At 45.0% G+C, this 13,965-nt stretch carries 12 protein-coding genes; 6 read left to right on the forward strand and 6 right to left on the reverse strand.

The genetic code is table 11. The features are described 5' to 3' along the window. Window positions 1-68: 68 nt before the first annotated feature. The 5 genes from FLM53_RS00850 (at window position 69) to FLM53_RS00870 (ending at window position 4,726) form a co-directional block, all read left to right on the forward strand. Entirely contained in the window at window positions 69-1,040 is a 972-nt protein-coding gene (locus FLM53_RS00850; RefSeq protein WP_176681092.1) for a tripartite tricarboxylate transporter substrate binding protein, read from the forward strand. Window positions 1,041-1,287: 247 nt separating this feature from the next. After that, window positions 1,288-1,788 (forward strand): tripartite tricarboxylate transporter TctB family protein, encoded by a 501-nt coding sequence (locus FLM53_RS00855; protein ID WP_176681947.1) that lies wholly within the window; start codon window positions 1,288-1,290, stop codon window positions 1,786-1,788. Between the two features lie 10 nt (window positions 1,789-1,798). After that, window positions 1,799-3,319, forward strand: coding sequence for a tripartite tricarboxylate transporter permease (locus tag FLM53_RS00860; protein ID WP_176681091.1), 1,521 nt, complete (start codon window positions 1,799-1,801; stop codon window positions 3,317-3,319). Window positions 3,320-3,520: 201 nt separating this feature from the next. Beyond that, the gene (locus FLM53_RS00865; protein WP_176681090.1) at window positions 3,521-4,279 is read left to right on the forward strand and encodes a sulfite exporter TauE/SafE family protein; all 759 of its coding nucleotides are present in this window, start codon (window positions 3,521-3,523) and stop codon (window positions 4,277-4,279) included. 255 nt (window positions 4,280-4,534) lie between these two features. Beyond that, window positions 4,535-4,726, forward strand: a complete 192-nt coding sequence (locus tag FLM53_RS00870; RefSeq protein ID WP_017066914.1) for a hypothetical protein — start codon at window positions 4,535-4,537, stop codon at window positions 4,724-4,726. Between the two features lie 147 nt (window positions 4,727-4,873). On the opposite strand, the gene FLM53_RS00875 is transcribed toward FLM53_RS00870, so the two are convergent. Further along, window positions 4,874-5,287, reverse strand: a complete 414-nt coding sequence (locus FLM53_RS00875; protein WP_102431182.1) for a VF530 family DNA-binding protein — start codon at window positions 5,285-5,287, stop codon at window positions 4,874-4,876. Window positions 5,288-5,676: 389 nt separating this feature from the next. Here FLM53_RS00875 and FLM53_RS00880 point away from each other — a divergent pair, with 389 nt between their 5' ends. Further along, window positions 5,677-6,837 carry an HD-GYP domain-containing protein gene (locus FLM53_RS00880; protein WP_176681089.1) on the forward strand — a complete coding sequence of 387 codons (1,161 nt, stop codon included), beginning with the start codon at window positions 5,677-5,679 and terminating at the stop codon, window positions 6,835-6,837. A 145-nt stretch (window positions 6,838-6,982) separates the two neighbouring features. On the opposite strand, the gene gnd is transcribed toward FLM53_RS00880, so the two are convergent. From gnd to FLM53_RS00905, 5 genes are all read right to left on the reverse strand, one after another. Further along, entirely contained in the window at window positions 6,983-8,431 is a 1,449-nt protein-coding gene (gnd, locus tag FLM53_RS00885) for a decarboxylating NADP(+)-dependent phosphogluconate dehydrogenase (protein ID WP_017059712.1), read from the reverse strand. Window positions 8,432-8,460: 29 nt separating this feature from the next. Further along, window positions 8,461-9,195, reverse strand: coding sequence for a 6-phosphogluconolactonase (gene pgl / locus FLM53_RS00890; protein ID WP_176681946.1), 735 nt, complete (start codon window positions 9,193-9,195; stop codon window positions 8,461-8,463). Continuing rightward, window positions 9,192-10,694 (reverse strand): glucose-6-phosphate dehydrogenase, encoded by a 1,503-nt coding sequence (gene zwf, locus FLM53_RS00895; RefSeq protein ID WP_008220790.1) that lies wholly within the window; start codon window positions 10,692-10,694, stop codon window positions 9,192-9,194. The genes pgl and zwf overlap by 4 nt, the downstream gene beginning before the upstream one ends. A gap of 442 nt (window positions 10,695-11,136) precedes the next feature. Then, on the reverse strand, window positions 11,137-11,832 hold the full coding sequence (locus FLM53_RS00900) for a response regulator (RefSeq protein ID WP_008220789.1): 696 nt from the start codon (window positions 11,830-11,832) through the stop codon (window positions 11,137-11,139). A 69-nt stretch (window positions 11,833-11,901) separates the two neighbouring features. Further along, window positions 11,902-13,554 carry a sensor histidine kinase gene (locus FLM53_RS00905; protein WP_176681088.1) on the reverse strand — a complete coding sequence of 551 codons (1,653 nt, stop codon included), beginning with the start codon at window positions 13,552-13,554 and terminating at the stop codon, window positions 11,902-11,904. Window positions 13,555-13,965 lie beyond the last annotated feature (411 nt).

A 13,965-nucleotide genomic window follows, 5' to 3' on the forward strand; every position in this document is an offset into this window, starting at 1 on the left:
TTTAGTAGCTGGATATAAACATAAGTTTCTCTCCATTGAAGAGATCCCCTACATAAGGAACGTGAACCATGTTCAAGGCACTGAAACCTACTCTTGCGGCTTCTATCATCGCAGCAACCTTTTCTTTCAACACTTTTGCTGCTGACGTAGAGAAAATCCACTTCCTAATCCCTGGTGGCGCGGGCGGCGGTTGGGATATGACAGCTCGTGGTACTGGTGATGTACTGGTGAAATCAGACATCGTAGAAAATGTCTCTTTCCAAAACCTATCTGGTGGCGGCGGCGGTAAAGCCATTGCACACCTAATTGAAACGGCTCAACGCCAAGAAGACACGCTGATGGTGAACTCAACACCTATCGTTGTGCGCTCTCTGACGGGTATTTTCCCACAGTCTTTCCGTGACCTAACACCTGTTGCTGCAACCATTGCCGATTACGGCGCAATCGTTGCGTCTGCTGATTCTAAATACAACACATGGGAAGACGTAGTAAAAGAATTCGAAACCAACCCTCGCAAAGTAAAAATTGCTGGCGGTTCAGCTCGTGGCAGCATGGACCACCTTGTAGTTGCTGCGGCGTTCAAGGGCGAAGGTTTTGATGCGAAAAAGGTTCGCTACATTGCTTACGATGCGGGCGGTAAAGCAATGGCTGCACTGCTTTCTGGCGAAACCCAACTGCTTTCAACTGGCCTTGGTGAAGTACTAGAGATGTCTAAGTCTGGACAGGTGAAAGTACTGGCTGTAACGGCACCAAAACGTCTTGATGCAGCACCAGACATTCCAACACTAACCGAATACGGCAACGAAACTGTATTCGCTAACTGGCGTGGCTTCTTCGCGGCTCCAAACACTAGCCAAGCGAAGATCGATGAGTGGAATGAAGCCCTAGGCAAAATGTACAAAACCGATGAGTGGCAAGTGGTTCGTGACCGTAACGGTTGGATCGATAACTACAAAGCGGACAAAGATTTCTACGCCTTCCTAGAAGATCAAGAAAAACAGATGGGCGACCTAATGCGTGAGCTTGGTTTCTTGAAATAACCAACAACGATAGAGGGACTTTGTGCCCTCTTACTCTTTCCTTGTTTCGCCGTACATGAGTTAACTTCAAACTCCTTTGTTTATTCGTAGACGTATTACTCGCGCTTGCTGATTCGTTGTAAATGCAAGTGGCTTGCTAAGTTCAAGCATCGTAATTCGCTTACCTTCGGTTAGTGATCCCAGACATTTCATTGACTCGCTCATGTACGGTTTTTTACTTTTCTACACCACCCAAATGGAGTTGGATATGTCGGACTTACCAACCAAATTTTTCAGTAAGGAATCTTTGCTTTCAGGCGATCGCCTCGGAGCTTTGATCTTTATGCTGGCGTGCTTGTGCTACGGCTACCAAACCACCCTGATTCCGCTGTTTCCCGGTGATGAATATGAACCCTTTACCGCGAGAACACTGCCTACCCTGCTGACTTTCATCGGTATCGGGCTGTCGCTGATCCTGCTTGTGACTGGTCAGCCAGACAAAAAGCTCAAGTGTGAAACCGCACCTTTAAACTGGAAGCTACTGATTGGTTTCTTAGTACTGATGGCATTTTATGGCGTTGGATTGACATATCTTGGCTTCGTTCTAGCAACAAGCTTCTTCCTATTAGCGGGCTTCTACCTATTGGGTGAGCGCCGTAAATCTATCTTGTTTGGCGCGTCGTTTCCTTTCGTTATCGCGTTCTTTCTTCTTTTAACTCAAGGCTTAGATATCTACCTAGAGCCTGGTTTAATCTTCACTCTTTGGTAGGGATAACATTATGTTAGACGGAATTTTACAAGGACTTTCTACCGCTGTGATGCCAATGAACATCATGATGGTAATCGTAGGCTGTTTCGTAGGTACCTTCATCGGGATGCTGCCGGGACTAGGTCCAATCTCAGCCATTGCTCTGATGATCCCTATCACTTATGGCCTAGATCCATCGTCTGGTCTTATTTTGATGGCAGGTGTTTACTACGGTGCGGTGTTTGGTGGTTCAACATCATCAATCCTAATCAACGCTCCGGGCTGTTCTTCTACTGTGGTAACAGCGTTCGACGGCTACCCAATGGCCCAAAAAGGCCAAGCAGGTAAAGCACTGGCCCTTGCTGCTTACTCTTCTTTTACTGGCGGCACACTTTCAGCAATCATGCTTTTAATCGCTGCGCCTGCTCTAGCAAGCGTGTCATTGAGCTTCCAGTCTTCGGACTACTTCGCACTAATGCTATTAGGTTTATCAGCTGTAGCAGCGTTTGCAGGCCCAGGACAGGTTATCAAGGCATGGATGATGACTATCTTAGGCTTGATGCTTTCAACGGTAGGTATCGACAAAGGCGTTGGTGTTGAACGTTTCACATTTGGCCTCACGGATCTAATGGATGGCTTCAGCTTCCTATTGCTGGCGATGGCGACGTTCGCGCTTGGTGAAACCTTAATGGGTATTCTTAAGCCTGAGCAAGACAACAGCGCTGAAGAAAGCAAAAAGATGTCTGATATTGGCAGCATGAAAGTAACTAAAGAAGAGATCAAAGAAGTCGCACCGGTATCAATTCGCTCTTCAATCCTTGGCTTCTTTACTGGCGTACTTCCGGGTGCTGGCGCAACCATCGCTGCTTTCTTAAGTTACGGCATGGAGCGTAGCCTTGCACCGAAAGACAAACAGAAAGAGTTTGGTAAAGGCAGTATTCGTGGTCTTGTTGCTCCAGAGTCGGCAAACAACGCCGCATCAAGTGGTTCATTCGTTCCGCTACTGACGCTGGGTATTCCGGGCTCTGGTACAACGGCTATCATGCTAGGTGCATTGATCGCTTACGGCATCCAACCGGGGCCTCGCCTGTTCGTTGAACACCCAGATGTATTCTGGTCGGTGATTATCTCTATGTACTTTGGCAACATCGTACTGGTTATCTTGAATCTGCCTTTGATCCCTTATATCTCTAAGCTACTGGCAGTACCAAGAACAGTGCTACTACCAATGATCATCTTCTTCTCAATCACTGGCGTTTACTTGGTGTCTTTCAACACGATGGACGTATTTGTGATGCTACTAGTCGCGATGGCAGCAATAGCATTAAGGCTTGCCAACTTCCCACTCGCCCCGTTATTGCTTGGCTTTATCTTAGGTGGCTTGATGGAAGAAAACTTAAGACGAGCACTGATGATCAGCGATGGAGAGCTTAGCTTCTTGTGGGAACGCCCTATCACTATGACGTTCACTATCTTGGCGGTATTGGTTCTTTCTAGCCCGATTCTGGTTAAGCTATTCAAGAGCTTTAAAGCGAAACCTGTCGAAGTGTAATCAACACCTCGAACACATTGAACACAATTCGAAATCTAAAAGGAGCCTCAGGCTCCTTTTTTCGTGCCTGCCGTTAAGAGCAAACACAACTCTAAGATGGTAGCACACTCACAAACTCGCACTTTCAAGCCCTGCAGCTCTGATATTCATATCAAAATCAAGTAAGGTAACCAGTCATTTAACGCATTGGATTCTAAAACTATGGATTGGTTGATTCTATTCTTATCAGGCGTGGTTGGTGGCGTGCTTAACTCTATTGCAGGAGGAGGCAGCTTCATCACCTTCCCCGCTCTATTGTTTGCTGGCGTGCCGCCTATTGCAGCCAACGCGACCAATACCTTTGCATCCTGCGCAGGCTACATCAGTGGCGCTTATGCACTACGTCATGAGATCCAATCGGGCACCAAACAACTTAAACTGACCATTGCTTTATGTGTGGTTGGCGGTGGTATTGGGGCTTTCTTATTGCTGCACACACCAGAGGCTTTGTTTACTCAATCTGTGCCTTGGTTGTTACTGTTTGCCGCCCTTCTTTTCACCTTTGGTGGAACGTTGAATAAATGGCTGAAACAAGCAACAGCAAAACATAAACACGCCACCAGCGCTGGCGCCTTCTTTTCCGCTTTATTGCTTTTGATCGTGTGTATCTATGGCGGCTACTTTAATGCAGGGTTGGGAATCGTCACATTGAGCTACTTGGCTCTGGCGGGTTACACCAATATCAACGTAATGAATGGTATAAAGCTGCTCGTGTCAGCTTGTGCATCACTTGCGGCGATCGTGTTATTTATCATAAATGGCTCGATTGATTGGCCATCAGGCATGGCTGTTTTGATGGGGACCTTAGTTGGTGGGTATTACTCGGCAAAAATCTCTCGCCGAATCCCACAACAGTATGTTCGTAACACAGTGATCATCGCGAGTTTCTTAATCACCGCTTACTTTTTCTATACTAACTAGGCTTTATACTAAGTCGGTTTGACACTAATTAAACCCGAGACTGAATCTAATTCTAACTGGAAAACACAGCGGGAAAGCTGACTCTCACATTACCTATGTCGCTATTTTATTGCTTATAAAATAACCGTATCGATATATGTGAGACGAGTCCTTTAATTAGTAAATTTGATAACAATTTAGACTGTTTTTTAGCCTTTCTTTTACGGAAAGTGGGATAATTCTCCTGTCGAAAGTGAGACTTCATTAGGAGGCGTTATGAACATTAAACTCGGTCATGTCATGTCATCAAGTCGACTCATTTGCTTTGTCGCTTTTCTCGCTGCCACATTCGCGTGGATTCTAAAAATGCCCGCTCTGTTTTCTGTGTCAGCGCTCTTCTTGCTTATCAGTGCTATCGTTTATGTCACCGATCTTTGGAAGAATCAAAGAAAGAACCGCGAAGCTTAAGACTCAAGTACAACAAGCTTTACACGCTTGAACTAAGTACACACGTTAAAAAAGGAGCACTTAGGCTCCTTTTGTATTTTTTGCTTATCGCTTTTGGCTGATTAGACGGCGTTATTAATGACGCGTCTTTATTAGCGACGCCTGTTCTTAACGACGAAAGTTACGACCGTTACCGCCACGGCGAGCTTTAAATGCCGATGCCGCTTTAGCTTGAGAAGCCTGGATAGACTCAACCGTTAATTCCATTGGCTCACGAGGTTCTAACCCGTGACGGAATGTACGTGAACGCGGAGGCATCTGGTATTCGATGTCTGATGCTTTAGGCATACGCTTAAAACGGTAAAGGTAGAAGTTTTCAACCTTCTCACGAGCCCATTCCGTCTTCTTCAGATATTTAACAGCGCTTGCTACAGTCGGCTTAGTGTTAAAGCAGTTCATGCGCATTGCCGCATCCAAAATTTCCCAACCATAGTGATCCACTAACTCAGTGATCATGGTCTCAAGCTTTAAGCCGTGTAGAGGGTTATTTTGTTGCAGTTCGATTCTTTCTTCTTCAGTCATAACATTACCTTTTTCAAGGCAGCTCACGGCCTTGAATATACTCTAGAACACCGTCATCACTGACCGCTTCTAGCTCAATCACTTAGGCATTACATCCATTGCCCTTATTTATGCCTTTATGATGGCATAAAGCATGCACGTTATCCTATTTATCTTTTCATTTAATTTCAAAATGGTCACTTAACGCCTGAATTACCATCAACCTCTTTCCCTTTTTTCAGATCCAAGAACCGATAAAAGTACCAGTTAACAAAAATGAGGGTAATACAATGAAATAACCATTTATATCGTAATGATATTGTATTTTATCAGAACGCAATGCTATTTTTTAATCGATACTAAAAATAACAAATAACTCGAATAAACAATGATATAACTATAAATAAAGGTTGGCTTGTAACATGTTTGACTACTCCCAGCTCAACAGAGTAGCCGCTCAAGATAAGGACATTATCGCCATTGTTGATGACCTTTTTCGGCTAGCTCGTGAACATTACCCCATATTATCTCGGCTTTCCGTTGTACTATGCAGCGAAAACAGAGCATCGAATTACTTTGTTTCAGACACGCTGTGCCAAGAAGCAGAACATCGCTACGTAGAACAAGAACTTAAACCAGAATCAGCTTTATCGCGAATGGCTGAATCTCTCGATACTCGAATCATCCACGATCTCACCTCGATCAAACCGACCAAACAAATTTCACACTTACTCCAACTCGGGCACCAAAGCAGCTATACAACGCCCATTCACTATCAAGAAAGTAATCTTGGATTTGTGTTTATCAATGCATCGTCAACGGGCTTTTTTGCTAAGGAATATATCCAGTGTGATATTGCCTATATCTCTCAGCTCATCTCGAGTTTGTTTGTTCAGTTGTTTGAAAGGCAACGTCACTTTCAGTCGTCATTAGCGATCGCCTTAAACATGGGACACGCTCGCGACCCTGAAACCAAAGAGCATCTGATTCGCATGGGGAAATACAGTGAACAGATCGCTAGAACGATGTCCCAGAGTAATAATGAAATCACACACCAGTTCATTCATCGTATTCGTTTATACGCCCCCTTCCACGACATAGGAAAATATCGAATCCCTGATAACGTGTTGTTCAGCACGTGCCGTTTTTCAGCAGAAGAAAGAGCCATCATGAACAATCACACTTTGTATGGTGAAGAGATGATTAACGATGTCGTGTCCCTCTCCCACCACTGCTCTATGTGTTCTGATGAAATTCAGTTCATTAAGAATATTGTGCGTCATCACCACGAACGGTTTGATGGTTCCGGATTACCCGATGGGTTAAGTCATACTGCGATTCCACTTGAAGCACGAATTGTAACGCTCGCGGATGTATTTGATGCGCTCATGAGTAAAAGAGCCTACAAGCACGCATGGTCACTCGATGAAGTCATGGAATACATTGAAGCGCACAACGGTTCAATGTTCGACCCTGAATGTGTTGAGGCGCTTAAACAGAACCTAGACGGCTTTATGGCAATTCGGGAGCAATACAACGACGATGTAAAACCCCAAGCCATGATGGCTTGAACTGTGACGCCTTGAACTGTAACGCTTTGGTTGTGTAGACCAAAGAAAACGCGAGCCAACAAAAAAGGATGCCAATTGGCATCCTTTTATTTTCTAGTTTTCAGCTGAAAGAACAAACACGTTCTTAACTGATTCTAACTAACGATTATACGTCGTAAGTTGTAGAAGCAGTGTCGCCGCCTGTACCAGTCCAGTTTGTGTGGAAGAATTCACCACGTGGACGGTCAGTACGCTCGTAAGTGTGAGCACCGAAGTAGTCACGTTGAGCTTGAAGCAGGTTCGCTGGTAGACGTGCTGTTGTGTAACCGTCTAGGAAAGATAGCGCAGAAATCGTACATGGCATTGGGATACCAGACTCTAGAGATTTCGCTGCTACTTTGCGCCATGCTACTAGGCTGCCTTGTAGGATGTTTTTGAAGTACTCGTCAGAACCTAGGAACGCGATGTCTGGATTTGCTTCGTACGCATCACGGATGTTGCCTAGGAATGCAGAACGGATGATACAACCACCACGCCACATAAGAGCTACGTTACCGTAGTTTAGGTCCCAGCCATTTTCGTTCGACGCTTCACGCATTAGCATGAAACCTTGAGCGTAAGAAATGATCTTAGAAGCCAGTAGAGCTTGACGTAGTGCATCAACCCACTCTTGCTTGTCGCCTTCAACTGGAGTGATTGTTTTCTCAAACAAAGCTTCAGCTTCAACACGTTGGTCTTTAAGAGCAGACAGGCAACGAGAGAATACAGACTCAGAGATTAGAGTTAGTGGGATACCTAGGTCTAGAGCGTTGATACCAGTCCACTTACCCGTACCTTTTTGGCCTGCAGTGTCTAGGATCTTCTCAACTAGCGCTTCACCGTCTTCATCTTTGTAGCCAAGGATGTCAGCAGTGATTTCAACTAGGTAGCTGTCTAGCTCAGTCTTGTTCCAGTCAGCAAATACTGCTTGCATCTCGTCCGCAGACATACCTAGACCATCTTTCATGAACTGGTATGCTTCAGTGATAAGCTGCATGTCACCGTATTCGATGCCGTTGTGTACCATCTTAACGAAGTGACCAGCACCGTCGTTACCAACCCAGTCACAACAAGGCTCACCAGCGTCAGTTTTTGCAGAGATACCTTGGAAGATTGGCTTAACCGCTTCCCAAGCTTCAGCCGCGCCGCCTGGCATAATTGAAGGACCGAAACGAGCACCTTCTTCACCACCAGATACACCAGTACCGATGAAGTGGATGCCTTTCTCACGACAATGCGCTACACGACGGTTAGTGTCTGGGTAGTTAGTGTTACCACCATCAATGATGATGTCGCCTTCATCTAGAAGTGGGATTAGGTTTTCGATGAACGTGTCTACAACGTCACCAGCACGAACCATAAGCATCACTTTACGTGGCGCTTCTAGCTTCTCAACTAGCTCTTCTAGAGAGTATGCACCAACAATGTTAGTACCTTTAGCTGGGCCTTCTAGGAACTCGTCTACTTTCGCAGCAGTACGGTTGTGAGCCACAACTTTGAAGCCGTGGTCGTTCATGTTTAGGATAAGGTTCTGACCCATTACTGCTAGGCCAATTACACCGATATCACCTTTCATTATTTATATCTCCTTGCGGCTATTCGCACTTATGCGATAGCACTTGCTGCATTTGAATCTAGGAACCACTCTGTTTCGCCAGTTTTAGACTGGATTTTCGCTGCAGGGTAAGGCAACTCTGAAGCAGGAGTAGTATGAATTTCTTTAACGATCTCAACTTTACCTGCACCCAGTACTAGGTAGCTGATTCGTTTTGCTGCTTCTAAAACTTTTGCAGTTTTAGAAACACGGGTTTGACCCGACTCAGGGTGAGAAGCCAGTACAGACAGGTTCTCATCTTGGTAGTTGGTTGCACCCGGGAATAGTGAAGCTGTGTGACCGTCTGCGCCAACACCTAGCAGAATCCAATCGAAAACTGGCGTGCCGTTTTCTGTTGGGATTACGTCTGCCATCTCTTTTGCGAAACGCTCTGCTTCTGCTTTCGGTTCATCTTCACCACGAATGCGGTGGATGTTTTCAGCAGGAAGGTTCACTTGAGTAAACTCTTTTAGTTTCGAAAATAAGAGCGCGTTAGCTTCACCGAAGTTGCTTTCAGCGTCGTCTGGTGCCACGCAACGTTCGTCGCCCCACCAAAAGTGAAGGTTATTCCATTGGATGCCTTCTGCGTATGGTGCTTGAGCTAAAAGCTTGAAAAGCATTTTTGGCGTGCTGCCACCCGACAATGAAATGTGAACAGGTTTACCCTGCTCGCTGTACGCTTTCATTTCGTTTGCTAGAGTTTCAACAACCAATTCTGGCGTTGCAAAGATCTTGTGATTGATCATAGTTCGCAGTAATCCGTGTCTGTTAAGTTTTTGCATGGGAAACGCCATGCGCGGCCATCACGTTGCAGAAGTTCATCCGCTTCCTGTGGGCCCCAAGTACCACAAGCATAGCCAAACAGCGCTTGAGGATCTTGCTTGAAGTCTAAGATTGGTTGAACGTACTTCCAACATGCTTCTACTGCATCGGTACGTGCAAACAGAGTTGCATCACCGTTAAGTGCATCAAGAAGAAGACGCTCGTAAGCCGTTAGCATTTGAGTTTCAGGCAAGTCAGAGTAAGAGAAGTTCATTTTCACTTCTTTTGCTTTGAAGCCTGCGCCCGGCTCTTTCAAGCCAAAGCTCATCTGAATACCTTCGTCCGGTTGGATACGGATAATCAGTTTGTTCTCTGGTGCATCTTGACCAAATACTGGGTGTGGCGTGTTCTTAAAGTGAATCACGATTTCCGTTACGCGCGTTGGTAAGCGTTTACCTGTACGAACGTAGAAAGGAACACCATTCCAGCGCCAGTTATTGATGTGCGCTTTAAGACCAATGTACGTTTCAGTACGAGAATCGTCTGCTACACCCGGCTCTTCACGGTAACCAAGCAAGTGCTGGCCGCGAACGTCTGAAGCTGTGTATTGACCAAGAACGAGATCTTTACGTAGGTCATCTTCCTCAAGAGGTTTCAGACACTGAAGTACTTTAACCACTTCGTCACGAATAGAATCAGCATTGATTTGAGCAGGTGGCTCCATACCAACCATCGCTAGCACTTGCAGCAGGTGGTTTTGGAACATGTCACGAACTGCACCAGAACCGTCGTAGTATCCGCCACGTTCTTCAACGCCAAGGAACTCAGCACCTGTGATTTCAACGTATTCAATAAAGTTACGGTTCCACAGTGGTTCAAACATCGCGTTTGAGAAACGAAGCACTAGAAGGTTTTGTACCGTTTCTTTACCAAGGTAGTGGTCGATACGGTAGATCTGGTGTTCTTGGAAGTGATGATGGATCTCTTCATCTAACGCTTGAGCAGAAGCTAGGTCGTAACCAAATGGCTTCTCGATGATCAGACGACGCCAGCCGTTCGTTTCATCGTTCAGGCCATGCGCAGCAAGGTTTGCTGGGATCACACCGTATAAGCTTGGCGGCGTTGCCAAGTAGAACAGTGTGTTATGGTTTTCGAATTGGTAGTCTTGCTCAAGCTTGTCTAGACGTTGTGCTAAACGAGCGTAATCTTCGACATCTGAAGTGTTGATCGCTTGGTAATGCAAATGTTCAATAAATGCATTCAGCGTCTCAGGCTCAGTTTGTTCCATTTCCTGAAGAGACTTCTTCAGCTTCTCACGGTAAGACTCATCGCTGTACTCAGTACGGCTCACTCCAAGAATCGCAAAGGATTCTGGTAGTTGATTGCTAGCATACAGGTGGTACAAAGCAGGAATTAACTTGCGGTAAGTTAGATCTCCCGACGCACCAAAAATAACGATGCTGCTGTTTTCAGGTATTACCATCATCTTTCCTATAAAAACAAGGTTTTTAGTATTCGCCAACGGTATCAGCGACATACGAAAATAGATAATAGGTCTTAGCTATTACATCAATAGCGAGTGCCTATTACACTTGAGAATGCGTTTGGTAAACGAGGGTGAATGCTATCACCTCTATTCGGGACAGTATTGTCTATGAGTATTTGATTTACATCAACCACTGTGAAAGCAATCGATTAAATATTGACTCATTTCGAACAAATTCTAATCGATAGCTGAGTTCGCAAAGGTAGAAATAGCAGCAAATTGGCATTCTCAAACATTGTAGTCAAGAAAGAATGGCATCTGGTCTGTGGAGTGACTTGTGGATATTAAAAAGGAAACTAAAACCAGCTTATTCAACTGGTTTTACACTTTATTTGGAATGTAAAGGCATCTTCGGATGAAGAGAGCTTCTTGCGCACCTTTATCTTTTCGCTTTGTTATAACAACGTTCAGGACGACCAACGGTGCCGTAGTTTAAATCGGCAGCCAATTCACCGGTTGTGATCAAGAATTCTAGGTAGCGTCTGGCTGTGGTTCGGCTTGCACCAATGCGTTCACCTGCTTCATCAGCCGTAATATTCGTCGCGTCGGCTTGTTGAAAGACCGCACGAATCTTATCGAGTGTTACACCGTCGATCCCTTTAGGTAACGTCGATACTTTCGCTGAGTCTGCTTTCGCATTGGCTTGCAACATCTTGTCGACCAAGCCTTGGTTCAAGTCAGACACGCTTTCAAACTCTTGCTGTTGCGATTGGTACTTTTTCAGCGCCGCTTCCAAGCGAGGAAACATCACGGGTTTGAGTAGATAGTCGACCACTCCGCCACGCATTGCTTGCTGCAAAGTGTCGACGTCGCGTGCTGCGGTAATCAAGATAACATCACAGCCTTGATTGCTTCCACGAACGTGGTTGAGAATGTCGAGCCCACAACCATCCGGCAGATAAACATCCAAAAGCACCAAATCAGGCTTCAAGATATCGAGCTGCATTAAGGCTTCAGACTGTGTGGTCGCGATACCAACCACATCAAAGCCTCCCATCTGTTCTAAATAACGATGGTGAAGCTCTGCAATCGCAATATCATCTTCAATGACCATGACTCTCGTGATTGCGTTCATTTATGTTCTTCCTTTAACCATTGTATTCCTGTCACGATGAGCGTCACTCAATCGTTTCGTGCTTAATTATTATTGTTCTTCTTTTGGTAGATACACCGTCATGCGTGAACCAAAGTCAGGGTTATCAACCATTTCTAATTGCCCTTGATAACGGTCGGCTAACTGCTTAATCAAATATAAACCGACACCACGGTTCTGTTTCGCTTTACTCGATACGCCTTTTTCAGTGAGGTCATTGGTTGCCAAGTGTTTTGGTAAACCACAGCCTTTATCTTCTACTTCAACGATGATTTCATTACCAAAATCACTGATAGACACATCAATCACGCGGCGCGCCGGGGCAATTTGCCCTTCTTGTTTAATCGCCATCATGGTGGCATCAAACGCGTTATCAATCAGGTTACCGAGAATAGTGACAACGTCATCCGCATTTAAACGGCTTGGCAGCGCCTCAAGCCTCGAACCCTCTTCGACTTTGAGCTCTAAACCAATCTCACGTGCGCGTTCTGTTTTGCCTAGTAACATGCCCGCGATCAGTGGGTCTTTGACCGTCTCTCTCAAGAACTCGATCAGGCTTTGATAGTGAGCCGTTTCTTGTCCGATCAACTGCTGAACAGATTCCAATTCACCCATTTGAATCAAACCGCTAATGGTATTCAACTTGTTCTGGTGTTCATGGGTTTGTGAACGCAGCAGATCCGCATACTCTTTAGTTTGAGATAGCTGATCCGTTAAGTCGTTAATCTCATCTCGTAAACGGAAACTGGACACCGCACCAACCACTTCACCAGCCACAATAATCGGACTACGGTTAGCAATGATTCGTTTGTTATTCAGGTAAAGCTCAACATCATGGTCGGTATCACCCGTTGATAGCAGCTGCTCTAAATCACTGCCAGCTAATACATCAGAAAGGCGTTGCTGGTTGAGCGCTTTATCTCTATCAATAGATAAAATATCGCAGGCACTCTTGTTTATCGAACGCAAAATACCGTTCTTATCGATACTTAAAATACCCTCTTTCACGGTACTCATGGTCACATCGAGCTCAACGTATAAACGGCCTATCTCTTCTGGCTCAAAGCCCAAAATAGCACGCTGAAAGCGACGAGACACATAGCTTGAAATCAATGCGTTAACCGCAACCACCAGCAAGGCCATCACGATCAAAAAGGCTAAATAAGGTTCAATTCTGTCTTGCAGCGAATCTAAGAGATAACCAACCGATACCACGCCGATGACAGCATCATTCGAGTCTTTGACGGCCGATTTACCACGTACTGAAAACCCGAGTGAACCTTTTGCCGTCGACACGTAAGACTCGCCCAACACCAATGCTTTCTGGTTATCACCACCACGCATGGGTTTTCCCAACCTGTCGTCGTATGGGTGAATTAAGCGAATGCCTTTCTCATCACCGACAACAATAAACGCCGCACCAATTAACTGCGTGAGGTTTCGAAACTTTACTTGGGTCTCTTCAGATAAAACGTGAGGAATGCCATCAGCATCCAAGGTTCCATTATCTTGAATAATGCGGGTGACTAGCGGTGATTCGGAGAGAAATTCAGCCACGCCGAGCGCTTTCAAACCCATCTCTTGCTCTTGAGATTGTTTGATATAAGAAAAACCTGCCGCTGAGAGTATCAACAGCTCAACGAGGCCAGTGACCGTCATGATAATCAGCAACCTTTTACGGAAACTGATGCTACTCCATTTCATATAAAACCGTCCCTAGTGCTTAACGATTAATGTTAACACCAAGTTAATCTTATGACCTTTGCGCTGATACGAATTTGTGACTGTTACTCAACTAAATAATTGACCAGATTATTAATTGATATTCCTTTACGTTATACGGCCCAAACAATCGCTCGCTTTTAGAACGGATTAGCTTAAAAAGACAAATAAACGAATAAATATTGAGCTAGATCACTAAGCTTTTAGGTGTTTTTTAGGTTGTTTAAAATAAATACAATTATAATGGTTGCATATGAAGGAGTTTATTGTTGCCAAGCTATACGTTGCAATTTTAAGACAGCGTTTTAAACCGGAATTTCGGTTAACACAAAAGCAACAACTCTTCACTCACTGGACGTATCGATAAGTAAAAGTTGCGCGCTCGCCGTTACG

The sequence above is a fragment of the Vibrio sp. Scap24 genome, assembly GCF_013394185.1.
GTDB classification, from domain to species: domain Bacteria; phylum Pseudomonadota; class Gammaproteobacteria; order Enterobacterales; family Vibrionaceae; genus Vibrio; species Vibrio pomeroyi.

Bases quoted from the DNA above. Each gene is read 5' to 3' on its own strand.
- FLM53_RS00875 (WP_102431182.1), bottom strand. From the start codon at position 5,287: ATGACTGAAGAAGAAAGAATCGAACTGCAACAAAATAACCCTCTACAC.
- FLM53_RS00870 (WP_017066914.1), top strand. From the start codon at position 4,535: ATGAACATTAAACTCGGTCATGTCATGTCATCAAGTCGACTCATTTGC.
- FLM53_RS00900 (WP_008220789.1), bottom strand. From the start codon at position 11,832: ATGAACGCAATCACGAGAGTCATGGTCATTGAAGATGATATTGCGATT.
- FLM53_RS00865 (WP_176681090.1), top strand. From the start codon at position 3,521: ATGGATTGGTTGATTCTATTCTTATCAGGCGTGGTTGGTGGCGTGCTT.
- FLM53_RS00860 (WP_176681091.1), top strand. From the start codon at position 1,799: ATGTTAGACGGAATTTTACAAGGACTTTCTACCGCTGTGATGCCAATG.
- FLM53_RS00855 (WP_176681947.1), top strand. From the start codon at position 1,288: ATGTCGGACTTACCAACCAAATTTTTCAGTAAGGAATCTTTGCTTTCA.
- gnd (WP_017059712.1), bottom strand. From the start codon at position 8,431: ATGAAAGGTGATATCGGTGTAATTGGCCTAGCAGTAATGGGTCAGAAC.
- FLM53_RS00905 (WP_176681088.1), bottom strand. From the start codon at position 13,554: ATGAAATGGAGTAGCATCAGTTTCCGTAAAAGGTTGCTGATTATCATG.
- FLM53_RS00850 (WP_176681092.1), top strand. From the start codon at position 69: ATGTTCAAGGCACTGAAACCTACTCTTGCGGCTTCTATCATCGCAGCA.
- pgl (WP_176681946.1), bottom strand. From the start codon at position 9,195: ATGATCAATCACAAGATCTTTGCAACGCCAGAATTGGTTGTTGAAACT.
- zwf (WP_008220790.1), bottom strand. From the start codon at position 10,694: ATGGTAATACCTGAAAACAGCAGCATCGTTATTTTTGGTGCGTCGGGA.